The organism is Streptomyces sp. NPDC008079 (assembly GCF_042957385.1).
Classification (GTDB): Bacteria; Actinomycetota; Actinomycetes; order Streptomycetales; family Streptomycetaceae; genus Actinacidiphila.
In genome coordinates this window covers 300,464-325,162 of sequence record NZ_JBIBIC010000006.1, presented here as the reverse complement: position 1 = coordinate 325,162, position 24,699 = coordinate 300,464, and the positions used below count along the sequence as shown (strand labels likewise).

Here is a 24,699-nt window from a genome sequence, read left to right as displayed (position 1 = left end):
AAGTCCTGCACGCCCTGGTACACGGAAGAGGGTCAAACGAGCCGCGCCTTGACGCTCGCGACCACCTCGGCGAGCGGGACCGCCGTCTGCTCGCCGCTGCCCAGGTCCTTGAGCTGGACGACGCCCTCGGCGAGGTCCCGCTCCCCCGCGACGAGCGCGAATCGGGCGCCGGAGCGGTTCGCGGACTTCATCGCGTTCTTCATGCCCTTGCCGCCGAAGGCGAAGTCCGCGGCGATCCCGGCCCTGCGCAGCGCGGTGACCGTGCCGAACAGCGCCCGCCGCGCCTCGTCGCCGAGCGGTACGGCGTAGACGTCGGTGACCGCGGGAAGGGCCAGTTCCACGCCCTCCGAGCGCAGCGCGAGCACCGTACGGTCCACGCCCAGCGCCCAGCCGACCGACGGCAGCGCGGGGCCGCCGATCATCTCGGAGAGCCCGTCGTAGCGCCCGCCGCCGCCGACCGCGGACTGCGAGCCGAGCCCGTCGTGGACGAATTCGAAGGTGGTGCGGGTGTAGTAGTCCAGGCCGCGCACCAGCCGGGGGTCGTCCTCGAAGGCCACGCCCGCCTCGGTCAGCAGCGCGCGCACCTCCTCGTGGTACGCCTTGCACGCCTCGCACAGGTGGTCGCGGATCAGCGGCGCGTCGGCGAGCTGTTTCTGTACGGAGTCGCGCTTGTCGTCGAGCACCCGCAGCGGATTGATCTCGATCCGGGCGCGGGTCTCCTCGTCCAGGTCCAGGCCGCGCAGGTAGTCCTGGAGGGCGGCCCGGTAGACCGGACGGCACTCGCGGTCGCCGAGCGAGTTGAGCAGCAGCCGGAAGTCGCGCAGCCCGAGGTCGGTGTACGCGTCCACCGCCAGGATGATCAGCTCTGCGTCGAGCAGCGGGTCCTCGGCGCCGATCGCCTCCGCGCCGACCTGCGAGAAGTGCCGGTAGCGGCCCGCCTGCGGGCGCTCGTAGCGGTAGTAGGAGCCGGAGTACCAGAGCTTGACCGGCAGATTCCCCGTCTTGTGCAGGTTGGCCTGGAGGGCCGCGCGCAGGACGGAGGCGGTGCCCTCGGGGCGCAGCGCGAGTTCGCTGCCGCCCTTGGTGGTGAGGGTGTACATCTCCTTGGTCACGATGTCGGTGGACTCCCCGACACCGCGGGAGAACAGTTCGACGTTCTCGAAACCGGGGGTCTCGACATAGCCGTAACCGGCCCGGCGGGCGGGCGCGGCGATGGCCTCGCGCACCGCGAGGAACACCGCGGAGTCGGGCGGCAGCAGGTCGTAGGTGCCCTTGGGGGCCTGGAAGGCGCGTACGGCGGAACTCACTGAATCCGTCACAATCCTCGTCGCGGAGCCGGGTCTCCGGCTCCTGGGCCGCGGGCCACCTCACCCAGGTAGGGGTTGGCGGCGCGCTCGCGGCCGATGGTCGTCTGGGGGCCGTGGCCGGAGAGCACCACGGTCGAGTCGTCGAGCGGCAGGCACACACGCGCCAGCGACTCGTACAGCTCGGCCATGGAGCCGCCGGGCAGGTCGGTGCGTCCGACGGAGCCGGCGAAGAGCAGGTCGCCGGAGAACAGCACCGACGGGATGTCGGCGGTCTCTGGCAGCCTGAACGTCACCGACCCCCTGGTATGGCCGGGCGCGTGCGCGACGGAGAACTCCAGACCCGCCACCGTCAGCGCGGCGCCGTCGGCCAGTTCCTTGACGTCGTCGGGCTCGCCGATGGTCAGCTCCCCCATCAGCGGCTGCCCGATGGCGCGGCCGAGCGCCTTCTCGGGGTCGCTGAGCATGTACCGGTCCTCGGGGTGGATCCAGGCGGGCACGTCGTGCGCGCCGCAGACCGGTACGACGGAGGCGACATGGTCGATGTGGCCGTGGCTGAGGATGACGGCGACGGGCTTCAGTCGGTGCTTGGCGAGGGTGTCCTCGACGCCCTGGACCGCGAGGTGGCCCGGGTCGACGATCACGCACTCCTCACCCGCGGCGGGGGCGACCACATAACAATTGGTGCCCCAGGCCCCGGCGGGGAACCCGGCAATGAGCACGTTCGTCCTTCTGTCGTCCGCGGTGTCGGCCGCGGGAGATATCGGCCGTTCACGAGCCTACCGGCCGCCGTACCGCCGCAGCGAACTCGTATTGTGCCTTCATCGGACCGCGTGCGGACTGGACGGGGGACGCGCATGCCGCGAAGATCTGCGGCACGCGTATTCGCGTTCGAGCGCACCGCGGCACACGGCCTGCCGACAGGTCGTGGACAGCGGAAACACAGTCATCGCACAGCACTCACGAGACACGACCGGGAGACGGCGAAGTGGTCACCAAGGATCAGCGGCGGCGGCAGCTCGCCCGGGAGAAGTTCGAGCGGCAGCAGCAGCGGCGGGTGCAGATGCGCCGCAAGTCGCGGACGCGCAACTCGGTGATCGCCGCCGTGCTCGCCGTGGTCGTCATCGGCGGCGGTTCCGCCTGGGGCCTGGGCGCCTTCGACAGCAGCGGCAAGAAGAAGTCCACGGACGACGCGGCGGCCAACGCCAGCGCGTCGCCGTCGGCGACCCCCTCGAAGGCGCCGGACCCGTGCGGCAAGGCGGACGCGGGCGCGCCGGGCACGGAGCAGTGGAAGACCGAGCCGAAGATGGCGATCGACAAGAGCGCGAAGTACACCTTCACGCTCCAGACGACCTGCGGCTCGATCCCGATCGCGCTGGACGCGGCGAAGGCCCCCGACACCACGAACTCCTTCAAGTTCCTCGCGGACAAGGGCTTCTTCGACCACACCAAGTGCCACCGGCTGACCACCGAGGGCATCTTCGTCCTCCAGTGCGGCGACCCGACCGCGCGGGGCAACGGCGGCCCCGGCTACACGATCCCGGACGAGAATCTGACGGCGTTCGGCAAGGCCGACGCGCAGAAGACCGTGACGTACCCGGCGGGCACCGTGGCCATGGCCAACACCGGCCAGGCGCACACCGGCGGCAGCCAGTTCTTCCTGGTCTACAAGGACAGCCCGCTGGCTCCGAGCTACACGCCGTTCGGCACGATCGACGCCGCCGGTATGAAGGTGCTCGACAAAATCGCCGCCGCGGGCGCCCAGCCCGCCGACCAGACGACGGGCAACACCGCGCCGAACGCGACCGTGGTGATCAACAAGGCGACCGTCAGCAAATCCTGATTGGGCCCGCATCGGATGCGGACAGCCGGGGTGCTGGTCGCCTATGTTGGCGTTGGACCGGTCAGGGCGTGCGGCCCAACCGGTGAAATTCTGTGGAAGATGTCCGGCCGTGAGCCGGCCGGGCATCACGTGGAGGAGGCGCTGTGAGCAGCGACCCGTGGGGCCGCGTCGATGAGACGGGGACCGTGTACGTGCGTACGGCCGACGGGGAGAAGGAGGTCGGTTCGTGGCAGGCGGGTTCTCCTGAGGAGGCGCTCGCCTACTTCGAGCGCAAGTACGAAGGACTCGTCGTGGAGATCGGCCTCCTCGAACGACGGGTGCGGACCACCGATCTCGCGCCCAAGGACGCGCTGGCCGCGATCGAGCACCTGCGCGTCTCGGTGACCGAGGCGCACGCGGTGGGCGACCTGGCGGCGCTGGGCGAACGGCTCGACGCGCTGGTCGCGCTGGTGGACTCCCGGCGCGAGGAGCGCAAGGCGGCCAGGGCGAAGCAGAGCGAAGAGGCGAAGGTCGCCAAGGAGCAGCTTGTCGCGGAGGCCGAGCAGCTCGCCGAGAGCGAGCAGTGGCGGACCGCGGGCGAGCGGCTGCGCGCCCTGGTCGACACCTGGAAGGGCCTGCCGCGACTCGACCGCAAGGCGGACGACGAGCTGTGGCACCGCTTCAGCCACGCCCGTTCGGTGTTCTCCAAGCGCCGCAAGGCGCACTTCGCGTCGCTCGACGCGCAGCGCGAGGAGGCCAGGCGGACGAAGGAGAAGCTGGTCACCGAGGCGCAGTCGCTGTCGAACTCGACGGACTGGGGGCCCACCGCGGCCCGCTACCGCGAGCTGATGACGGAGTGGAAGGCGGCCGGGCGTGCGCAGCGCGAGGCCGAGGACGATCTGTGGAACCGCTTCCGCGGCGCCCAGGACGTCTTCTTCGCCGCCCGCTCCGAGGTGTTCGCCGAGCGGGACACCGAGCAGCGCGACAACCTCGCGCTCAAGGAGGAGCTGGTCGTCGAGGCCGAGAAACTGCTCCCGGTGACCGAGCTGAAGTCGGCGCGTGCCGCCTTCCGCTCGCTCAACGAGCGCTGGGAGGCCATCGGGCACGTGCCGCGGGACGCGCGGCCGCGGATCGAGGCCCGTATGCACGCGGTGGAGCGTGCGCTGGCCGAGTCCGAGGAAGCCGAGTGGCGGCGCACCAACCCCGAGGTCCGGGCGCGGGCGGCCGGTCTGACCGGTCAGCTCCAGGCGGCGGTCGAGAAGCTCCAGAAGCAGATCGACGCGGCGCGCTCCGCGGGGAACACCGCGAAGGCGGACAAGCTCCAGTCGGAGCTTGACGGGCGTCAGGCGCTGCTGGACGCGGCCCTGAAGGGCATGGGCGAGTTCGGCGGCTGACCGGCCCGCGGACGCCCGACGGCCCCGGCACTCATGATGAGTGCCGGGGCCGTCGGGCGTCCGCGGGCCGGTCGTGGGTCGTGCCCGCCCGCCCGCGGCCTCGCTTACCTCTGGCGGCCCGAGGTCACCCGGTAGACGTCGTAGACGCCCTCCACGCCGCGTACCGCCTTCAGGACGTGGCCCAGGTGCTTCGGGTCGCCCATCTCGAAGGTGAAGCGGGAGGTGGCGACGCGGTCGCGGGAGGTCTGGACGGCCGCGGACAGGATGTTGACGTGCTGGTCGGACAGCACGCGGGTGACGTCCGAGAGCAGCCGGGACCGGTCGAGGGCCTCGACCTGGATGGCGACCAGGAAGACCGACGACTGGGTGGGCGCCCACTCGACCTCGATCATCCGCTCGGGCTGCTGCGAGAGCGAGTCCACGTTGACGCAGTCGGCGCGGTGCACCGAGACGCCGTTGCCGCGGGTGACGAAGCCGATGATCGGGTCGCCCGGCACCGGGGTGCAGCAGCGGGAGAGCTTGACCCAGACGTCGCTGGCGCCCTTGACGATGACACCGGGGTCGGCGTTGGCCCGCCGCTTGGTGCGCCCCTGTGTGGGGGTGGTGATCTCCGCGATGTCCTCGGTGGCGCCCTCTTCGCCGCCGAGCGCGTCGACCAGCTTCTGCACGACGGACTGCGCGGTGATGTGCCCCTCGCCGATCGCCGCGTAGAGCGCGGAGATGTCGGGGTAGCGCATCTCGTGCGCGAGGGTGACCAGCGAGTCGCCGGTGAGCACCCGCTGGATCGGCAGATTCTGCTTGCGCATCGCGCGGGCGATGGCTTCCTTGCCCTGCTCGACCGCTTCCTCGCGGCGCTCCTTGGAGAACCACGCGCGGATCTTGTTGCGCGCCCGCGGCGACTTGACGAAGCCCAGCCAGTCGCGGGACGGCCCGGCTCCCGCGGCCTTGGAGGTGAAGACCTCGACGGTGTCGCCGTTGTCGAGTGTCGACTCCAGCGGTACGAGGCGGCCGTTGACACGGGCGCCTATGGTCCGGTGGCCGACCTCGGTGTGCACGGCGTACGCGAAGTCCACCGGGGTGGCGCCCGCGGGCAGCGCTATCACGTCGCCCTTGGGTGTGAAGACGAAGACCTCGCTCTGCGAGAGGTCGAAGCGCAGCGACTCCAGGAACTCGCCGGGGTCCTCGGTCTCCTTCTGCCAGTCCAGGAGCTGGCGCAGCCACGCCATGTCGTTGACCGCGTCGTCCTTCTTGTCGGACCGCGGGCTGTCGGTGCGCACCTTGGAGGCGCCCGCCACCGCCTCCTGCTTGTACTTCCAGTGCGCGGCGATGCCGTACTCGGCGCGGCGGTGCATGTCGAAGGTACGGATCTGCAATTCGACGGGCTTGCCGCTGGGCCCGATGACCGTCGTGTGCAGCGACTGGTACATGTTGAACTTGGGCATCGCGATGTAGTCCTTGAACCGGCCGGGGACCGGATTCCATCGCGCGTGGATGGTGCCGAGCGCCGCGTAGCAGTCGCGGACGGTGTCGACCAGGACGCGGATGCCCACCAGGTCGTAGATCTCCGCGAAGTCCCGGCCGCGGACGATCATCTTCTGGTAGACGCTGTAGTAGTGCTTCGGGCGGCCGGTGACGGTGGCCTTGATCCGGGCGGCGCGCAGGTCCTGCTGGACCTGGTCGGTGACCACGGCGAGGTATTCGTCGCGCTTGGGGGCGCGCTCGGCGACCAGCCGGACGATCTCGTCGTACATCTTGGGGTAGAGGATCGCGAAGGCGAGGTCCTCCAGTTCCCACTTGATGGTGTTCATGCCCAGCCGGTGCGCCAGCGGGGCGTAGATCTCCAGCGTCTCGCGGGCCTTCTTCTCCTGCTTCTCGCGCTTGAGATAGCGCATCGTGCGCATATTGTGCAGCCGGTCGGCGAGCTTGATCACCAGGACGCGGGGGTCCTTGGCCATCGCGACGACCATCTTGCGCACGGTCTCGGCCTGCGCGGCCTCACCGAATTTCACCTTGTCGAGCTTGGTGACGCCGTCGACCAGCAGCGCCACCTGGTCGCCGAAGTCGCGGCGCAGCGCGTCCAGGCCGTACTCGGTGTCCTCGACGGTGTCGTGCAGCAGCCCGGCCATCAAGGTGGCGGGGTCCATGCCCAGTTCGGCGAGGATCGTGGTGACGGCCAGCGGGTGCGTGATGTACGGGTCGCCGCTCTTGCGCTTCTGGCCGCGGTGCCAGCGCTCGGCGACCTGGTAGGCCCGCTCGATCTGCCGGAGCTGGGCGCTGTCGCCCTTCGGGTCGTTGCCCCGCACCACGCGCAGCAGCGGTTCGAGCACCGGGTTGTACGGGCTGGAGCGCTGCACGCCGAGCCGGGCGAGGCGGGCGCGGACGCGGCTGGAGGAGGCCCCGGGACGCGTCGGCGCGACGCTGCCGGGCGTACGCACCGGGCGTACGGCGGGCGCGGCCGGTTCTGGCGCGACGGGCTTGGCGGGCGCGGGAGCGGGGGTGGGTGCGGCGGTCCGGCTGTCGGCGGACGTCCCCGTGCCACCCGCGGCCGGTTCCTTCCCGCCCGCGGCGTCGAGTGGCTGGGCCTGGTCTGGCAAGAGCACTCCTCACGCGGGGTAGAAGTTCCATGGTATCGACCTGCGGCGAGAGGCGGGCGCCCGAGCCTGCCGGGCGCCCGCCTCAGGGCCCCGTACGGGCCTCGCGTACGCCGTACGGGGCCGCAGGACGCTCGTAGGAGGCCGCAACCGGGCCCCGCGACCCGAATGGCGTACGAGAGCCCGTACGCGGCCCGAGAGCCCGTACGCGGCCCGGAGCGCGTCAGATCGCGACGAGGGTGTCCAGGGGGGCGTCTCCCAGGACCCGGGCCAGCCGCGCCCGGCCGCCGAGGAAGCCCAGCTCCAGCAGGACGGCCACGCCCGCGACGGTCGCGCCGGTCCGCCGGATCAGCTCAAGCGAGGCTTCCGCGGTGCCGCCGGTGGCCAGGACGTCGTCGATCACCAGGACGCGGTCGCCCTCGGCGAAGGCGTCGACCTGCACCTCGATCTCGGCGGTGCCGTACTCCAGGTCGTACGACTGCGCCAGGGTCTTTCCGGGCAGTTTGCCCGCCTTGCGGACCGGGACGAAGCCGAGGCCCGCGCGGGCGGCGGCCGGGGCGGCGAGGATGAAGCCGCGGGCTTCGAGGCCGACGACCTTGGTGGCGCCGTGCCGCGCGCACAGGGCGGCGAGCGCGTCCACCAGGGCGCTGAAGGCGACGGGGTCGGCCAGCAGCGGGGTGATGTCCTTGAAGATCACGCCGGGCTGGGGGTAGTCCGGTACGTCGCGGATGCGGCCGAGCAGCAGTTCCCTGAGCTCGGCGGAGGCTGCGTCCGTGGTGGTCATCGCGCTACTTTCGTCGGTTCATGTCGCGTCGGTCCATGACGTGCTTGTCGTTCCACGGCGCTTCGGGCCATGGAGCGCTCGTCGGTCGACGAGGGTCGGTCGATGTGGTTCGGGAAACGGAAAATCGCCGCCGCCCGGTCGGTGTCGACCGGGCGGCGGCGATTCACGGTCAGCGCCGCTTGCCCGAGGGGCGGTTGCGGCCACCACGGGTGCCGCGGTTGGCGGACGCGCCGCGGGTGCCGCCGGAACGGCTGCCCGGGGCGGAGCCCTGGGCCCGCGGGCCCACCACACCGGCGCCGGCCGCTGCGGCTTCCGCCTGGTCGTCGTCGTCCCCGTCCCCGTCCTCGGGGTCGGCGGGCTCCTCGCCGCGGGCAGCCGCCTCGGCGGCCTTCGTGGCGTCGGAGGCCCGGCGGGCGAGCACCCGCTTGCGGACCTGCTTCATCGCCGGGTCGCGCTCCTTGAGGTCCGCGACGATCGGGGTCGCGATGAAGATCGAGGAGTACGCACCGGCGGTGAGGCCGACGAACAGCGCGAGCGCGATGTCGTTGAGCATGCCCGCGCCGAGGATGCCGCCACCGATGAAGAGCAGCGCGCCGACCGGCAGCAGGGCGACGACCGTGGTGTTGATCGACCGCACCAGGGTGCCGTTGAGGCTGCGGTTGGCGATCTCGCTGTAGGTGTACCTGTTCTGCTTGGTGATGTCCTTGGTGGACTCCTTCAGACCGTCGAAGACGACGACGGTGTCGTAGAGGGAGTAACCGAGGATGGTGAGCAGACCGATTACCGTGCCCGGTGTGACCTCGAAGCCCACGATGGCGTAGACACCGACCGTGATCGTGAGGTCGTGGAGCAGGGCGATCAGTGCCGCGACGGCCTTGCGCCACTCGAAGGCGATGGCCAGATAGGCGACCACCAGCACCAGGAAGATGATCAGACCCTGAAGGGCCTTGTGGGAGATCTCCTTGCCCCAGCTCGGACCGACGATCTGCGCGTCGATGTCCTTGAGCGGGATGCCCAGTTCCTTGGAGATGTTCTGCTGGACGGACTTGGACGCCTCGGTGGAGATGTCGCTGACCTGGATGCGGAGCTTTCCGCTGCCCAGCTTCTGGATCGTCGCGTCGTGGCCGGCGGTGTGGCCCTCGATCTTGCTCTGCGCGTCCGCGACCGAGATGGAGGTCTTGGCCGTGGTGAAGTCCGCGCCGCCGGAGAACTCGATGCCGAGCTTGAGGCCGTTGACCACCAGGCCGACCGCGGCGACGACCGTGATCAGGATCGATACGCCGTACCAGATCTTGCGGTGGCCGACGAAGTCGTACGCGATCTCGCCGCGGTGCAGCCGGTGACCGAGATTGCTGAGCTTGGACATCAGGCTTCCTTCGTCTCGGTGGGCCGGTTGTGGCGGACGCTCCGACGCAGCGGCGCCTTCACGCCGAGCGCCTTGGGATCGAGACCGGACCACCTGTGGCCCTGAGCGAAGAACGGGCGACGGGCGAGGATCGTCATCAGCGGCTTGGTGAACAGGAACACCACGACGACGTCGAGCACGGTGGTGAGACCGAGCGTGAACGCGAAGCCCTGGACCTTGCCGACCGTCACGGTGAACAGCACGGCGGCGGCGAGGAAGGACACGAAGTCCGACACCAGGATGGTGCGCCGGGCGCGCGGCCAGCCGCGGGCGACCGCGGGTTGCAGCGAGCGGCCCTCACGGAGCTCGTCCCTGATCCGTTCGAAGAAGACGATGAACGAGTCGGCGGTGATACCGATGGCGACGATGGCACCACAGACCGCGGGCAGGTTCAGTGCGAAGCCGATCGCCTCACCGAGCAGACACATGATCGTGTAGGTGAGCGCGCCCGAGACCACGAGGCTCGCGAGCGCCACGAGGCTCAGTCCGCGGTAGTAGGCGAACATGTAGAGCACGACCAGGACGAGGCCGACGGCGCCGGCGATCAGACCGCCGCGGAGCTGCTCGCCGCCGAGGGCGGGAGAGACCGTGGTCGTGTCCTGGATGGAGAACGCCAGGGGCAGCGAGCCGTACTTCAGCACGTTCGCCAGGTCCTCGGCGGACTTCTGGGTGAAGCTTCCGGAGATCTGGGCGCTGCCGCCGGGCAGGGCCTGGGAGACCGACGGGGCCGAGACGACGTTGCCGTCCAGGTCGATCGCGAACTGGTTGTTCGGCTGGGCCTGGGAGGCGAGGTCGCCGGTGACCTTGGTGAACTGGCTGGCGCCCTTGGAGTCGAACGTCAGGTTGACGACCCAGCCGTTGCCCTGCTGCGAGTCGAAGTTCGCGCTGGCGCCGGAGACGCGCTTGCCGTCGATCAGCGTCGGGCCGAGCGCGTACTTGATCCACTGGTTGCCCTGCTGACCGCAGGCGACGACCTTGTCACCGGGCTTGGTGCCCTTGCTGGCCGCGGTGCGCTGCGTGGGGTCGGTGCAGTCGAGCTTGTCGAGCTTCGCCTGGAGGTCGGCGGGGATCGACAGGTCGGCGGCGCCCGTGCCGGGCGTGGTCGCCGGGTTGCTGGGCGTCGCGGTGGGCGTCGGTGTCGGCGCCTTGTTCACACTCGACTTCAGCGCGTCGGTGACGGCGCGGCCCTGCGGACTGGACGTGGTGCTCCCGGTGGCCTTCGGGGTGCCCGTCGCGCTGGGCGTGCCGCTCGGCTTCGGCGTCGTACCGCCGGAGGCAGAGGGGCTGGCCGAGGGCTTGGGCGCGGCCGTGGCCGGGTTGCCGTCCGCGGCGGTCAGCACCTGGCGGAAGGCGAGCTGCGCGGTGGTGCCCACCTGCTGCTCGGCCTGGGCGGCGTTGGTGCCCTTGGGGATGTTGACGATGATGTTGTTCGATCCCTGGGTCTGCACCTCCGCCTCGGAGACACCGAGTCCGTTGACACGGCGGTTGATGATGCTGACCGCCGTGTTCATATTGGACTTGGTGACCGCGTTCCCCTGGTCCGCCTTGGCGGTCAGCGTGATGCTGACACCGCCGGCCAGGTCGATGCCCAGTCGGGGAGTGGTGTTGCCGGAGAGGAACATGCCTCCGGTCAGCGCCACCAGGGCGATCACGATCACGGCCAGAGCGCGCCCGGGGTATCCCTGACTCCCCGGGGACGGCCTGCGGCCCTTGTTGGCTGCTGCCACCTTCTTGATTCTCCCTGTCCTACCGCCCCTGAGCCTGCACGCTCATGGGGTGGCCACGAAGTTGTGAGAGCCGGACCCTTACTTGGACGTGGAGTCGGGGCCGTCCTGCCCCGGCGCGTCCTCGGTCTTGCTCAGATCGATGCGGTGCTCGCCCGAGTCCTTGGCGTCCTTCTTGACGTCGTCCGTCGCAGCGGCATCCCCGGAAGCCGCGTCGGCGGTGACGTCGCCTTCGGTGTCCTCGGTGTCGTCGTGCTCGATCTCCTCCGGCTCGATGCCGTGCACGATCCGGTTGAACTCCTCTTCGGCCAGCACGGCGCCGATGGCGTTCTTCGCGAAGTGTGCGTGCACCCCGTCCGTCAGCTCAAGGAGGACCGTCTCCTCGTTCACTTCCTTGACCACGGCGTACATGCCACCGATCGTGCGGACGCCCGATCCGGGCTCCATCTGGTTCCGCATGGTCAGTGCCTGGCGCTGCTTGTTCTTGGCCGAGCGCGTCATCATGAACATGACGCCAACAATCAGGACCAAGGGGAGGAGAGTGACGATACTCACGGTCTGGACGTTCCTTCGCACGGCCAACGTGGGGCTGGCCTGGGTTTCGGGATGTGGGTGCCGATCCGGAGGAAGGGCGTCGGCGGAGTCTAAGCGCTGGCTCGCCGCCTGAACAACGCCAAGCATGGCACTGGGGTTCCTGAAGGGGCGAGTCTATCGGCGGTCAGGGTCCGAACAACCCGCTCTGTCCGGGTCCGGCGGGATTGTGCGGCGGTACCAGACCGAGGTGCGTCCAGGCCGCGGGCGTGGCCACCCGGCCGCGCGGTGTCCGGGCCAGCAGGCCCTCCCTGACGAGGAACGGCTCGGCGACCTCCTCGACGGTCTCGCGCTCCTCGCCGACCGCGACGGCGAGCGTGGACAGGCCGACGGGCCCGCCGCCGAAGAGCTTCAGCAGCGCCTGGAGCACGGCCCGGTCCAGCCGGTCGAGACCGCGCTCGTCCACCTCGTAGACCTCCAGCGCCTTGGCGGCGATCTCCCGGCTGATCACGCCGTCCGCCCTGACCTGGGCGTAGTCGCGGACCCGGCGCAGCAGCCGGTTGGCGATCCGGGGGGTGCCGCGGGAGCGTCCGGCGATCTCGGCGGCGCCGTCGTCGGCGACCTCGACGTCCAGCAGCCCGGAGGAGCGGCGGATGACCTTCTCCAGTTCGGCGGGGGCGTAGAACTCCATGTGTCCGGTGAAGCCGAAGCGGTCGCGCAGCGGGGGGGGCAGCAGTCCGGCCCTGGTGGTGGCGCCGACCAGGGTGAAGGGCGGCAGTTCCAGCGGGATCGCGGTCGCGCCGGGGCCCTTGCCGACGATCACGTCGACCCGGTAGTCCTCCATCGCCATGTAGAGCATTTCCTCGGCGGGCCGTGACATCCGGTGGATCTCGTCGAGGAAGAGCACCTCGCCCTCCTGGAGCGAGGACAGGATCGCGGCGAGGTCGCCCGCGTGCTGGATGGCGGGTCCCGAGGTGATCCGGATGGGCACGCCCATCTCGGCCGCGATGATCATCGACAGCGTCGTCTTGCCGAGGCCGGGGGCGCCGGAGAGCAGGACGTGGTCCGCGGTGCCCTGGCGCTGGCGGGCGGCCCTGAGCACCAGGTCGAGCTGCTGCCGTACGCGCTCCTGCCCGATGAACTCCCCCAGGTCCTTGGGGCGCAGCGCCGCCTCGACCGCCTGGTCCTCATGGTCGGCGGTGGCGCCGACCAGTCGCTCCGGCCGCTCGTCGGTGGCGTCGTCCCAGTTCATGGTTGGTCTCTCGGGTCGGTGTGGGGTCGGCGGTACGGACCGGCGTCACCGGTACGGGTGCGGCCGACGGCGTCAACAGGGCGGTCAGCGGGTGCGGTTGAGGGTCTGAAGGGCCGCGCGCAGCAGCACGCCGACGTTCGGCTCCCGCTCGGCCTCGGCCTGCGGGGTGACGGCGGCGACCGCCTCGTCGGCCTCGCGGGTGGCGTAGCCGAGGCTGAGCAGCGCGGCGTGCAGCTGCTCGCGCCAGGAGTCGCCGACCGGGCTGCCGATTCCCCGGTCCGCGCCGGAGCCGACCGGTTCGCCCAGCCGGTCCTTCAGCTCCAGGAGCAGCCGCTGCGCACCCTTCTTGCCGATGCCGGGCACCGCGGTCAGCGCCTTCTCGTCGCCGACCGCGACCGCGGAGCGCAACGCGTCCGGGGTGTGCACGGCGAGCATCGTCTGGGCGAGCCTGGGACCGACTCCGCTGACGGTCTGGAGCAGTTCGAAGACCTGCCGCTCGTCCTCGTCCGCGAAGCCGTAGAGGGTGAGCGAGTCCTCGCGGACCACCAGGGAGGTGGCGAGTTTGGCGGGCTGGCCGATCCGCAGCGCGGCCAGGGTGTTCGGGGCGCACTGGACGGCCATGCCCACGCCGCCGACCTCGATGACCGCGGTGTCGGGGGCGAGCGCGGCGACCTGGCCGCTGACGAAGGCGATCACTTGGCGGACTCCTGGGGTCGTACGGGGCGGTGGGCGGCGATGGCCTGCTGGAGGCGGTTGGTGGCGGCGCCGCGCCAGATGTGACAGATGGCCAGTGCCAGCGCGTCGGCGGCGTCGGCCGGTTTCGGCGGGGCGTCGAGCCGCAGCAGCCGGGTCACCATCGCGCCGACCTGCGCCTTGTCGGCCCGGCCGCTGCCGGTGACGGCGGCCTTGACCTCGCTGGGGGTGTGCAGGTGGACGGGCAGGCCGCGGCGGGCGGCGCACAGCATGGCGACCGCGCTCGCCTGGGCGGTGCCCATCACGGTGCGCACATTGTGCTGGCTGAAGACCCGCTCCACGGCGACCGCCTCCGGGCGGTGTTCGTCGAGCCACTCCTCGATGCCGCGCTCGATCAGGACGAGCCGGTCGCCGATCTCCGCGTCGGCCGGGGTGCGTACGACGCCGACGCCGACCATCGTCAGCGGGCGTCCGGGAACGCCGTCCACCACTCCGATGCCGCACCGGGTCAGACCCGGGTCCACGCCGAGCACTCGCATGCCGCCCCCTTCCGCGCCCGTCAGCCGCCGTCTTCGCCAACCTGTTCGTGCAGGTTATCGGTTGGGGCCGACAAACAGCGGAGGGGCCGACGGGGTGTGTCCCGTCGGCCCCTCCGGCTGACCGTCCGTCAGGGTCCGCTCGCGCGCGGCCCCGGCGTCACCGCCTGAGCGCGGCTCAGGCGTCGACCTTCTCCATGACCTCGTCGGAGACGTCGAAGTTGGCGAAGACGTTCTGCACGTCGTCGCTGTCCTCCAGCGCGTCGATGAGCTTGAAGATCTTGCGCGCGCCGTCCTCGTCCAGCTCCACCTGCATGGTGGGCAGGAAGTTGGCGTCGGCCGAGTCGTAGTCGATCCCGGCCTCCTGGAGCGCCTTGCGGACCGGCACCAGGTCGGTGGCCTCGCTGATCACCTCGAAGGACTCACCGAGGTCGTTGACCTCCTCGGCGCCCGCGTCGAGCACCGCGTCCAGCACGTCGTCCTCGCCCAGCTCAGCCTTGGGGACGATCACCACGCCCTTGCGGTTGAACAGGTACGACACCGAGCCCGGATCGGCCATCGAGCCGCCGTTGCGGGTCATGGCCACCCGCACGTCGGACGCGGCGCGGTTGCGGTTGTCGGTCAGGCACTCGATGAGCACCGCGACACCGTTGGGACCGTAGCCCTCGTACATGATCGTCTGGTAGTCGGCGCCACCGGCTTCGAGACCGGCGCCGCGCTTGACCGCGCTGTCGATGTTCTTGTTCGGTACCGAGCTCTTCTTCGCCTTCTGGATGGCGTCGAACAGCGTCGGGTTGCCGTCCGGGTCGGCGCCACCGGTCCGCGCCGCGACCTCGATGTTCTTGATCAGCTTCGCGAAGAGCTTGCCGCGCTTGGCATCGATCACGGCCTTCTTGTGCTTGGTCGTAGCCCATTTAGAGTGGCCGGACATCCGACTGTCTCCTTCGCGTCACCAAATGCTGTCTTTCGTCGCGCCGTCGATCCTACCGGGATCCGGTCAGCCCGCCGCGCGCACAGTGTCCACGAAGAATTCATGGACCCGGTGGTCGCCGGTCAGTTCGGGGTGGAACGACGTGGCGAGCACATTGCGCTGACGGACGGCGACGATGTGGCCACCGTACTCGGCGAGCACCTCCACGTCCGCACCCACCGACTCGACCCACGGCGCGCGGATGAAGACGCCCTCGACCGGGCCGCCCTCGACGCCCGTGACGTCGACGACCGCTTCGAAGGACTCGTTCTGCCTGCCGAAGGCGTTGCGGCGGACGATCATGTCGATGCCGCCGAAGGTCTCCTGGCCGGACCTGGGATCGAGGATCTTGTCGGCGAGCATGATCAGTCCCGCGCAGGTGCCGTAGACCGGCAGGCCGCCGCGGATCGCCTCGCGCAGCGGTTCCATCAGGCCGAAGAGCACGGCGAGCTTGGAGATGGTGGTGGACTCGCCGCCGGGTATCACCAGGCCGTCGATTCCGGCCAGTTCCTCCGGGCGCCGGACGGGACCGGCCGCGGCGTCCGCCGCGGCCAGTGCCGTCAGATGCTCCCGGACGTCGCCCTGGAGTGCCAGGACGCCGATGGTGGGAGAGCTGGTCATCGTCGCCTTACCAGCCGCGGTTGGCGTAGTGCTCGGACTCCGGGAGGGTGTCGATGTTGATGCCGACCATGGCCTCGCCGAGGTTGCGGGAGGCGTCCGCGATGACCTTCGGGTCGTCGAAGAAGGTGGTGGCGCGGACGATCGCGGCGGCGCGCTTGGCCGGGTCGCCGGACTTGAAGATGCCGGAGCCGACGAAGACGCCCTCGGCGCCGAGCTGGCGCATCAGCGCGGCGTCGGCCGGGGTGGCCACACCGCCCGCGGAGAACAGCACGACGGGCAGCTTGCCCAGCACCGACACCTCCTTGACCAGCTCGTACGGGGCGCGCAGGTCCTTGGCGGCGGCGTACAGCTCGTTGTTGTCCAGGCCCTTGAGGCGGGAGATCTCGCCCTTGATCTGGCGCAGGTGGCGGACGGCCTCGACCACGTTGCCGGTGCCGGCCTCGCCCTTGGAGCGGATCATGGCCGCGCCCTCGGCGATCCGGCGCAGGGCCTCGCCGAGGTTGGTGGCGCCGCAGACGAAGGGGGTGGTGTAGGCCCACTTGTCAGAGTGGTTGACCTCGTCGGCGGGGGTCAGCACCTCGGACTCGTCGATGTAGTCGACGCCGAGCGCCTGGAGGACCTGGGCCTCGACGAAGTGGCCGATCCGGGACTTGGCCATCACGGGGATGGACACCGCGTTGATGATGCCCTCGATCATGTCCGGGTCGGACATCCGGGCCACGCCGCCCTGCGCGCGGATGTCGGCCGGAACCCGCTCCAGTGCCATGACGGCGACGGCGCCCGCGTCCTCGGCGATCTTCGCCTGCTCCGGGGTGACGACATCCATGATCACGCCGCCCTTGAGCTGCTCGGCCATACCGCGCTTGACGCGTGCGGTGCCGGTCTCGGGGGTGGTGGCGGAGGGGCTGGTGGACACGGTGACCTCACTCGCTGACGAAATCGGTGGCTTTTCTCCATGGTCCGGCCGGTCGCCGGGGGCGGGAAAGGGCCAATTCCGCCGCGGTGGCTCCCCGCGAGCCGGCGGGTGGCCGTGTGGCCCGCGCGGATCGGTGCGTCCGGCGGGTGCCGCTGCGCTCCGTGGTGCCGGGGCGTTCAGTGCGACCCGGCGCCGTCCGCCGTGAGCGGCACCGGCGGCTCGTCGTCCATCTCGAAGGCCAGCGGGAAGGGGGCGTGGCCCGCGAGCCGGAACCAGCGCACCACGCGGTGTCTGCGGACCGCCCGCGCGGCGCGTACCGCGTCGTTGTGGAAGCGCCGGGCCATCGGCACCCGCCGTACCGACTGGGTCAGCTCCTTGATCGCCTCGGTGCCGCCCGGCGCCTCCCCGATCTCGGCGACCGCGCCCGGCTCGGAGAAGACCGCGCGCAGCGCCTGGCTCAGCTCGCTCTCGGCGACCTCCCGCTGCTCCGGCTCGGCCTGCCGGGCGGCGTGCGCGGACTCGTACAGCACGATCGACGCGGCCGGGTCCAGCACACCGGCCGTGGCCAGTTCCTGGGCCACCGAGGCGCGGCGCAGCAGTTGCGCGTCCAGGGCGGCGCGCGCCGCGTCGATCCGGGCGTGCAGGCGGTCGAGGCGCCCGGCCGTCCAGCTCAGGTAGAGGCCGATCGCGACGATCGCGACCGCGACCCAGATGATGGTGGTCACTGTCAGTCCCTTGCCAGGCCGAATCTCGCCCGAAGGCTGGTGCGTTCGTCCGCGGCGACATGCGCGGCGCCGTCGGTGACGGTCTCGTAGACGGACAGGATGTCACCGCCGACCACCGACCAGTCGAAACGCCGCACATGGGCGCTGCCGCGGGTGCGCAGTTCGGTACGGCGGGCGGGGTCGCCGAGCAGCCGCAGGGCGGCGGCGGCGAGCGCGTCGGCGTCCTCGTTGGCGAAGAGTTCGCCCGCCGCGCCCTGGTCGAGGACCTGCGCGAAGGCGTCGAGGTCGCTGGCGAGCACGGCGGCGCCCGCCGACATCGCCTCGACCAGGATGATCCCGAACGACTCGCCGCCGGTGTTGGGCGCCACGTAGACGTCGACGCTGCGCAGCAGCCGCGCCTTGTCCTCGTCGCTGACCATGCCGAGGAATTCGACCCGGTCGCGCATCGCCTCGGGCAGCGACTCGACGGCCTCCTCCTCGTCGCCGCGGCCCGCGACCAGCAGCCGGGTGCCGGGCCGCTCGGCGAGGATCTTCGGCAGTGCCCGGATCAGCACGGGCAGGCCCTTGCGCGGCTCGTCGATCCGCCCGATGAAGCCGATCGTGCCGCCCTGCCACTCCTTCTTGGGCTCGGCCCGCGCGAAGAAGTCCACGTCGACGCCGTTGGGGATGACGACCGCGTCGCCGCCCAGGTGCTCGACGAGGGTGCGGCGGGCGTACTCGCTGACCGCGATCCGGGCCCTGATCTTCTCCAGCGCGGGTTGCAGGATCGGGTACGCGGCGATCATCGCCCGCGACCGCGGGTTGGAGGTGTGGAAGGTGGCCACGATCGGGCCCTGCGCCGCCCAGCAGGCCAGCAGGCCGAGCGAGGGCGAGGCGGGTTCGTGGATGTGGATGACGTCGAAGTTGCCGTCGTGCAGCCAGCGGCGGACCCGGGCGGCGGACAGGAAGCCGAAGTTGAGCCGGGCGACCGAGCCGTTGTACGGGACCGGCACGGCGCGGCCCGCCGACACCACGTACGGCGGCAGCGGTGTCTCGTCGTCGGCGGGGGCGAGCACGGAGACCTCGTGGCCGAGGCCGATCAGGTGCTCGGCGAGGTCGCGGATGTGGAACTGGACGCCGCCGGGGACGTCCCAGGAGTACGGGCAGACGATCCCGATCCTCACGTTTTCTCCGTTCCGGAGTGGTCAGGTGGGCCGCCGGCCGTACCGCCCGCGCCCGACGGGCCGTCCGTGCCGGCCGTGCTGTGGGCGCCGTCCGTGCCGTCGGCCCTACCGGCGCCTTCGGCCGCGGCGGTGCCCGGGCCGCCCCGCGGGGAGACGCCGGACGTGCCCTCCACCGTTGCTCCCGCGCTCTCCCCCGCCGCGTCGGCGCCGCCCGCCGGGGGTTCGGGGCGGGGTTCGAGGTCGGACAGCCACAGGCGTTGCAGCATGTGCCAGTCCTCGGGGTGCTCGGCGATGCCGGAGGCGTACGCGTCGGCCAGTCGCTGCGTCATCGCGGCCGTCTTGGACGTACGGTCGCCGGTCGCGGGGACCTCGACCGGCGGGTGGACGCGGCCGCGCATGACGGGCGACTCGTCGTACCAGAGGGTGACGGGGAGCAGCAGCGCTCCGGTCTGCTGGGCGAGCATGGCCGGGCCCGCGGGCAGCCGGGTGCGCTCGCCGAAGAAGTCGACCTCGACGCCGCTGGCCGACAGGTCCCGGTCGGCGACCAGGCAGACCAGGCCGCCGGACCGCAGCCGCCGGGCCAGGGTGCCGAAGGCGGCGCCGCCGGTGTGCGGCAGCACCTCCATGCCCAGGCTCTCGCGGTAGGCGACGAAGCGGTCGTACAGCGTCTCGGGCTTCAGGCGCTCGGCGACGGTGGTGAAGGGGGTGTCGAGCGCGGTGGTCACCCAGGCGCCGGCCAGGTCGTAGTTGGCCATGTGCGGCAGCGCCAGGATGACGCCGCGCCCGGCGGCGAGGCCGTCGGTCAGGTAGTGGACGTCGGCGGGGTCGAAGCCGCCGCGGATGCGGTCCTTGCTCCAGGCCGGGAGCCGGAAGGACTCCATCCAGTAGCGCAGGTAGGACCGCATGACCGAGCGCGACAGCGCGCGCAGCCGTGCCTCGTCGGCGTCCGGCACGACCCGGACCAGGTTGGCCTCGAGGCGTCGGACGCCCTTGCCGCGCTGCCGCCACGTGACGTCCGCGATGGCGCGGCCGAGCGCTCGGGCGGCCGGTTCCGGCAGCGTCTTGACCGCGCTCCAGCCGAGCCCGTAGAGCCCGTCGGCGAGGCTCCCCCTGAGCCGCGCGGCCCGGGAGGCGTCCTCGCTCACGCGCTGCTCCCCTGCCCCGCGGCGGCGGCGGCTGCGGCTGCGGCGTCGGCCTCCGCGGACTCGCGGCGTACGGTGACGACCCGCTGGACGAGGGTGACCAGGCTGCCCGCGGCGACCGCCCACAGGGCGATCGGCAGCAGGTACTGGATGCCGGGGACGCCGAATTTGTGCAGGCCGGCGAAGCCGCACAGGGTCAGCGTGATCACCAGGCGCTCGGCGCGCTCGACCAGGCCGTTGACGTTCACCGGCAGGCCGATCGCCTCGCCGCGCGCCTTGGTGTAGGACACCACCTGGCCGCTGGCCAGGCAGAAGATCGTCACCGCGCACAGCACGAGGTCGTCGCCGCGGCCCGCGTACCACATGGCGAGTCCGCCGAAGATGCCCGCGTCGGCGACCCGGTCGAGGGTCGAGTCGAGGAAGGCGCCCCAGCGGCTGGAGACCCCGGCCTGGCGGGCCATGTTGCCGTCCACCAGGTCGGAGAAGACGAAGAGCGTGATCACCACGGTGCCCCAGAAGAACTCGCCCCTGGGATAGAAGGCCAGTGCGCCCGCCATGACACCCGCGGTGCCGAGCAGGGTCACCGCGTCGGGGCTGACCCCCTTGCGGAGCAGAAATGCGGCGAACGGCGTGAGAACACGCGTGAAGAACGCACGCGCGTACTTGTTCAGCATGGCCTTCCCGACAGGTCGGAGGATGGTGTCACGGCGGCCGGAGCGGCAGCCGGATGGCCCATCGTAGCCAGCCCGCGCGCACCGGATGTCCCAGGCCGTGCCGGAGCGGCGGGGGCGGCGGCCCGGCGTACGACGTATGGACGCACCCGGACGGCCGTGGGAAGGTCGAAAGACCGCGGGCGTCGTCGAGGCCGCCTGTGCGTGGAGCGGTCTCCCGTGGCGCCCCTGTGACGCGCCCCCCACCGAGGGCGCGGTCCGTGCAGTGAGGACCGGGAGGCGAGAACGCGTGGGTGGTGCAGCGGACAGGAGAGACGCACAGCCAGGAGCCGCCGGAAGGGCACCGGCGGCCGACCGCCCCGAGAACGTGCGCAATGTGGTGCTGGTCGGCCATTGCGGATCAGGCAAGACGACATTGGTGGAGGCGCTGGCGCTGACCACCGGCGCGGTGAACCGGGCGGGCCGGGTCGAGGACGGCGGCTCGGTGTCCGACCACGACGAGATCGAGCAGCGGCAGCAGCGCTCCGTACAGCTCTCGCTCGTCCCCGTGGAGTGGGGCGGGATCAAGGTCAATTTGCTGGACACCCCCGGATACGCCGATTTCGTCGGGGAGTTGAGGGCCGGTCTGCGCGCCGCGGACGCGGCCCTGTTCGTCGTGTCGGCCGCGCAGGACGGCGAGGGCATCGGCGGCGCGACCCGGATGGTGTGGGAGGAGTGCGCGGCCGTCGGGATGCCGCGGGCGGTCGTGGTGACGCACCTGGAGTCGGTGCGGGCCGGTTTCGAGGAGATGGCGGCGCAGTGCGCGGCGGAGCTGGGCGGCGACTCCCCCGATTCGGTGCTGCCGCTGTATCTGCCGGTGCACGGGCCCGCGGGCCCCGACGGCCACGCCCCGGTGACGGGCCTGGCGGGGCTGCTCTCGCAGCGGGTGTACGACTACGCGTCCGGCGAGCGGGCCGAGGCAGAGCCGGACGCGGCGCTGGCGCCGCTGGTGGAGCAGGCGCGCAACCGGCTCATCGAGGGGATCATCGCCGAGAGCGAGGACGAGACCTTGATGGACCGCTACCTCGGCGGCGAGGAACTGGACGTCAAGACGCTCGTCGACGACCTGGAGCGGGCGGTGGCGCGCGGCTCCTTCCACCCGGTGCTGGCCGCCGCGCCCGCCGCGGACGGCGCCCGGCAGGGCCTGGGCACCGTGGAGCTGCTGGAGCTGATCACCGGCGGCTTCCCGACCCCGCTGGAGCGGGAGGCGCCGCCGGTCACGACGCCGGACGGCGGCGGGCGCCCCGCGCTGGTCTGCGACCCGGAGGGGCCGCTGGCCGCCGAGGTGGTCAAGACGTCCTCGGACCCGTACGTGGGCCGGATCAGTCTGGTGCGGGTCTTCTCCGGCACCCTGCGGCCGGACGAGACGGTGCACGTGTCGGGCCACGGCATGGAGGACCGCGGGCACGAGGATCACGACGTGGACGAGCGGGTCGGGGCGCTGTCGTCGCCCTTCGGCAAGCACCAGCGGCCGGTGCCCTCGGCGGGCGCGGGCGATCTGGTGTGCGTGGCCAAGCTGACCCGCGCCGAGACCGGCGACACGCTCTCGGCCAAGGACGGGCCGCTGCTGATGGAGCCGTGGGTGATGCCGGACCCGCTGCTGCCGATCGCCATCGAGGCGCACAGCAAGGCCGACGAGGACAAGCTCTCCCAGGGCCTGGCGCGGCTGGTCGCCGAGGACCCGACGATGCGTCTCGAACAGAATCCGGACACCCGGCAGGTCGTCCTGTGGTGCCTGGGCGAGGCGCACGCCGACGTCGCCCTGGAGCGGCTGCGCAACCGGTACGGGGTGCAGGTCGACGCGGTGCCGCACAAGGTGTCGCTGCGGGAGACCTTCGGCGAGCCGGTGACGGCCCGCGGGCGGCACGTCAAACAGTCCGGCGGGCACGGGCAGTTCGCGATCTGCGACATCCAGGTGGAGCCGCTGCCGGTCGGCTCCGGCATCGAGTTCGTGGACAAGGTGATCGGCGGGGCGGTGCCGCGGCAGTTCATCCCGTCGGTGGAGAAGGGCGTCCGCACCCAGGCCGCCCGCGGGGTCGCGCTCGGCTTCTCGGTGGTCGACATCCGGGTCACCCTCACCGACGGCAAGGCGCACTCGGTGGACTCCTCCGACGCCGCCTTCCAGACCGCGGGCGCGCTCGCCCTGCGCGAGGCCGCCGCGGGCGCGCCCATCCATCTGCTGGAACCGGTCTGCGAGGTCGGCGTGCTGGTGCCGGACGCGTACGTCGGTTCGGTGATGAGCGATCTGTCGGGGCGGCGCGGCCGGGTGCTGGGCACCGAACCGGCCGCAGACGGGCGGTCGGTGGTGCGCGCCGAGGTCCCGGAGATCGAGATCGGCCGCTACGCCGTCGATCTGCGGTCGCTGTCGCACGGCACCGGCCGGTTCAGCCGGCACTACGCGCGGCACGAGCCGATGCCCGCCCAACTGGCCACGAGACTGCGCCGGCAGGAGGAGAAGGACGAGGCGACCGCGCACGGCAGATGACGGGCGCGCGACGGAGAATCAGCGCCGGCGGACGCCGGAACAGCGCCGCTAAGTCGCCAAGTGGACATGTCCGCTGGCCAATCGGCGGCTCGCGGCCACGCCGCGGGCCGTCGCGCCGCTAATCTGGAGACTGCTCCGAACGTGTGACGTTCACCCGTGCGGGGAATGGGCCGGTCGGAGCCGTATGGACCGGTGAACCGGTGGATGTACGGGACTGGCGACTGGGGGCCTGTGGTGACGGACGGTATCGGGTTCGATTTCAGCCCAGGTGCGCAGATTCCGCTGACCGGCAGCGACGGTGAGACCGGTGCGACCCAGGCGCTGGCGTCCGCCGCGTACCGCGACACTCCGGTGACGACGCTGGTCGACGCCAACAGCGAGGCGAGCGTCAAGGCGCCGCGGCTGTCGCTGTTCGCGCCGAATCTGGGCGAGGCGTTCTCCCGCGCCATCCAGGTCAGGATGCTGGGCGCGGCGCGCAGTGAACTGGTGCAGTCCTTCGGTGTGGTGCCGCAGACCGTGGTGGAGCACGCGCTGGCCGCCAACCGGATCCGGCAGGAGCGCGACAACCGGCTGACCGTGGTGATGGGCGTGTGCGGGGTGCTCTTCCTGCCCGGCGTGCTGCTCTGGCTCGGCGCATTCCAGTTGCGCAAGTCGCTCGGGTCGCTGAAGGCGCGGGGCAACAAGTCGGGGGCCTTCGGGGCCGTCGTGCTGGCCGTGGCCGCCGCCTTCACCGTGCTGCTCGCGGTACGGCCGCCGTTCAGCGGTTTCTGGCAGCAGTATTTCCGCGTCCTGATGATCGCGCCGATCATCGGCTGGTTCTGGGCGAAGCGGATCTGCGAGGCCACCGCGAAGGATCTGCGCAGCCGCTGGGCGGGCCTGGTCGCGGGCACCGCGGTCGGCGCGAAGATCCCCGAGGCGGTGCCGCGCAACCCCAACCAGACCCGCGCGGAGCTGCTGCGGCAGAGCCTGGCCAAGCTGTCCGCGGAGCAGAACAGCAATGTCGTCTTCTACGCGGGGCCCAAGGGCATACTCGGCATGGGCAGCCGGTGGGCGAACTGGCAGATGGCCGAGGAGCTGATCCCGCGCGAGGGGCTGGCCGAGATCCACCCGTTCCGGAGCTGGGACGTCATCCGCGCCATCCACGACCAGCTACGGATGATCGAGCGCGGCCCGCTGCACACCGGCGGCTTCCCCAAGCCGTCGATAAAGCACTGGGTCGTGGTGCCGGTCGGCGAGGGCGCGGGCAAGATCTCCCGGCCCACCGGGCCCGAGGTCGACTCGTTCTCGGTCAAGGACTTCGAGATCCAGCGGATCTGCAACACGCAGCAGTTCGGCAAGGGCAACCGGCACTATCTGGGCATCCAGTTCACCCTCTGGGACGGCAATCTCGTCATCACGCTGATGACGACGGTGACGGTGCTGGCGCACACCCTGCGGATCGAGGTCACCGGGCACGCGCTCGGCCCGATCCACGGGATCTTCACCTCCGGGCCGCCCGCGAAGGAGAAGACGATCACCAAGCCGGTGAAGTTCTGGGAGACCAGGACCGTACAGCTCCCGCTGATCGAGTCGGACGAGGTGGTACGGCTGGCCGCCCGCGCGCCGCTGACCCGCTTCCCCGCCGTGCTGGACTACCTCGGCGGCACGCTGAAGCTGCCCGAGCCGTTCGGGCTGCGGCACACGTGGGCCGACAAGCCGTGGAAGCACCGGTTCATGGCCGACGACGCGCTGCGCGCGGCCACTCCGGTGCTGCGGGCGGTGCACGCCGCCGCGATCCAGGTGATGAGCGAGAACGGCGTGGACACCTCGCACTTCACCAGCCGCTCGATGATGCTGAGCGGTCTGTCGCAGAGCGTGGAGCCCAGGAAGGCCGACGCGTACGACGCCTAGGACCTGTCCGGGCTCCGGCTCCCGCTCATGCGGGGTTCAGG

At 71.3% G+C, this 24,699-nt stretch carries 21 protein-coding genes; 4 read left to right on the top strand and 17 right to left on the bottom strand.

Going from position 1 to position 24,699, the window contains the following annotated elements; genetic code table 11:
- Nucleotides 1–32: 32 nt before the first annotated feature.
- Both hisS and ACFZAM_RS16535 read right to left on the bottom strand, forming a co-directional pair.
- Nucleotides 33–1,319, bottom strand: a complete 1,287-nt coding sequence (hisS, locus tag ACFZAM_RS16540; protein ID WP_391046610.1) for a histidine--tRNA ligase — start codon at nt 1,317–1,319, stop codon at nt 33–35.
- Nucleotides 1,316–2,026 (bottom strand): MBL fold metallo-hydrolase, encoded by a 711-nt coding sequence (locus ACFZAM_RS16535; RefSeq protein WP_391046608.1) that lies wholly within the window; start codon nt 2,024–2,026, stop codon nt 1,316–1,318. Before ACFZAM_RS16535 ends, hisS begins: the two co-directional genes overlap by 4 nt.
- A gap of 266 nt (nt 2,027–2,292) precedes the next feature.
- On the opposite strand from ACFZAM_RS16535, the gene ACFZAM_RS16530 reads away from it, so the two are divergent.
- Together ACFZAM_RS16530 and ACFZAM_RS16525 are read left to right on the top strand one after the other, a co-directional pair.
- Nucleotides 2,293–3,147, top strand: coding sequence for a peptidylprolyl isomerase (locus ACFZAM_RS16530; RefSeq protein WP_391046607.1), 855 nt, complete (start codon nt 2,293–2,295; stop codon nt 3,145–3,147).
- Nucleotides 3,148–3,290: 143 nt separating this feature from the next.
- Nucleotides 3,291–4,520: a DUF349 domain-containing protein gene (locus tag ACFZAM_RS16525; protein ID WP_188285205.1), complete on the top strand. Its 1,230-nt coding sequence runs from the start codon at nt 3,291–3,293 to the stop codon at nt 4,518–4,520.
- A 104-nt stretch (nt 4,521–4,624) separates the two neighbouring features.
- On the opposite strand, the gene ACFZAM_RS16520 is transcribed toward ACFZAM_RS16525, so the two are convergent.
- From ACFZAM_RS16520 to pgsA, 15 genes are all read right to left on the bottom strand, one after another.
- Nucleotides 4,625–7,114, bottom strand: a complete 2,490-nt coding sequence (locus ACFZAM_RS16520; RefSeq protein WP_391046604.1) for a RelA/SpoT family protein — start codon at nt 7,112–7,114, stop codon at nt 4,625–4,627.
- 220 nt (nt 7,115–7,334) lie between these two features.
- Complete coding sequence (locus ACFZAM_RS16515; protein ID WP_355332509.1) at nt 7,335–7,895, bottom strand: adenine phosphoribosyltransferase; 561 nt, start codon at nt 7,893–7,895, stop codon at nt 7,335–7,337.
- A gap of 169 nt (nt 7,896–8,064) precedes the next feature.
- On the bottom strand, nt 8,065–9,261 hold the full coding sequence (gene secF, locus ACFZAM_RS16510) for a protein translocase subunit SecF (RefSeq protein ID WP_391046599.1): 1,197 nt from the start codon (nt 9,259–9,261) through the stop codon (nt 8,065–8,067).
- The gene (gene secD / locus ACFZAM_RS16505; protein ID WP_355332515.1) at nt 9,261–11,027 is read right to left on the bottom strand and encodes a protein translocase subunit SecD; all 1,767 of its coding nucleotides are present in this window, start codon (nt 11,025–11,027) and stop codon (nt 9,261–9,263) included. The genes secF and secD overlap by 1 nt, the downstream gene beginning before the upstream one ends.
- 78 nt (nt 11,028–11,105) lie before the next feature.
- Entirely contained in the window at nt 11,106–11,579 is a 474-nt protein-coding gene (gene yajC / locus ACFZAM_RS16500) for a preprotein translocase subunit YajC (protein WP_355332517.1), read from the bottom strand.
- Nucleotides 11,580–11,742: 163 nt separating this feature from the next.
- Nucleotides 11,743–12,807, bottom strand: a complete 1,065-nt coding sequence (ruvB, locus tag ACFZAM_RS16495; RefSeq protein WP_355332520.1) for a Holliday junction branch migration DNA helicase RuvB — start codon at nt 12,805–12,807, stop codon at nt 11,743–11,745.
- Between the two features lie 84 nt (nt 12,808–12,891).
- Nucleotides 12,892–13,503 carry a Holliday junction branch migration protein RuvA gene (ruvA, locus tag ACFZAM_RS16490; RefSeq protein ID WP_391046594.1) on the bottom strand — a complete coding sequence of 204 codons (612 nt, stop codon included), beginning with the start codon at nt 13,501–13,503 and terminating at the stop codon, nt 12,892–12,894.
- On the bottom strand, nt 13,500–14,039 hold the full coding sequence (ruvC, locus tag ACFZAM_RS16485; RefSeq protein WP_188285212.1) for a crossover junction endodeoxyribonuclease RuvC: 540 nt from the start codon (nt 14,037–14,039) through the stop codon (nt 13,500–13,502). The genes ruvA and ruvC overlap by 4 nt, the downstream gene beginning before the upstream one ends.
- Before the next feature lie 175 nt (nt 14,040–14,214).
- Complete coding sequence (locus tag ACFZAM_RS16480) at nt 14,215–14,967, bottom strand: YebC/PmpR family DNA-binding transcriptional regulator (protein WP_188285213.1); 753 nt, start codon at nt 14,965–14,967, stop codon at nt 14,215–14,217.
- A 66-nt stretch (nt 14,968–15,033) separates the two neighbouring features.
- Nucleotides 15,034–15,627 carry a pyridoxal 5'-phosphate synthase glutaminase subunit PdxT gene (pdxT, locus tag ACFZAM_RS16475; protein ID WP_355332527.1) on the bottom strand — a complete coding sequence of 198 codons (594 nt, stop codon included), beginning with the start codon at nt 15,625–15,627 and terminating at the stop codon, nt 15,034–15,036.
- A gap of 7 nt (nt 15,628–15,634) precedes the next feature.
- Nucleotides 15,635–16,543: a pyridoxal 5'-phosphate synthase lyase subunit PdxS gene (gene pdxS, locus ACFZAM_RS16470; protein ID WP_355332529.1), complete on the bottom strand. Its 909-nt coding sequence runs from the start codon at nt 16,541–16,543 to the stop codon at nt 15,635–15,637.
- 176 nt (nt 16,544–16,719) lie between these two features.
- Entirely contained in the window at nt 16,720–17,268 is a 549-nt protein-coding gene (locus ACFZAM_RS16465) for a hypothetical protein (RefSeq protein ID WP_355332532.1), read from the bottom strand.
- A 2-nt stretch (nt 17,269–17,270) separates the two neighbouring features.
- Nucleotides 17,271–18,431, bottom strand: a complete 1,161-nt coding sequence (locus tag ACFZAM_RS16460; protein WP_355332534.1) for a glycosyltransferase family 4 protein — start codon at nt 18,429–18,431, stop codon at nt 17,271–17,273.
- The gene (locus tag ACFZAM_RS16455; protein ID WP_391046589.1) at nt 18,428–19,576 is read right to left on the bottom strand and encodes a phosphatidylinositol mannoside acyltransferase; all 1,149 of its coding nucleotides are present in this window, start codon (nt 19,574–19,576) and stop codon (nt 18,428–18,430) included. The genes ACFZAM_RS16460 and ACFZAM_RS16455 overlap by 4 nt, the downstream gene beginning before the upstream one ends.
- Nucleotides 19,573–20,247: a phosphatidylinositol phosphate synthase gene (gene pgsA, locus ACFZAM_RS16450; RefSeq protein WP_391046586.1), complete on the bottom strand. Its 675-nt coding sequence runs from the start codon at nt 20,245–20,247 to the stop codon at nt 19,573–19,575. The genes ACFZAM_RS16455 and pgsA overlap by 4 nt, the downstream gene beginning before the upstream one ends.
- A gap of 286 nt (nt 20,248–20,533) precedes the next feature.
- Here pgsA and ACFZAM_RS16445 point away from each other — a divergent pair, with 286 nt between their 5' ends.
- Nucleotides 20,534–22,768, top strand: coding sequence for an elongation factor G-like protein EF-G2 (locus ACFZAM_RS16445; protein ID WP_391046583.1), 2,235 nt, complete (start codon nt 20,534–20,536; stop codon nt 22,766–22,768).
- A 204-nt stretch (nt 22,769–22,972) separates the two neighbouring features.
- Nucleotides 22,973–24,658, top strand: a complete 1,686-nt coding sequence (locus ACFZAM_RS16440; protein ID WP_355332546.1) for a hypothetical protein — start codon at nt 22,973–22,975, stop codon at nt 24,656–24,658.
- Nucleotides 24,659–24,699 lie beyond the last annotated feature (41 nt).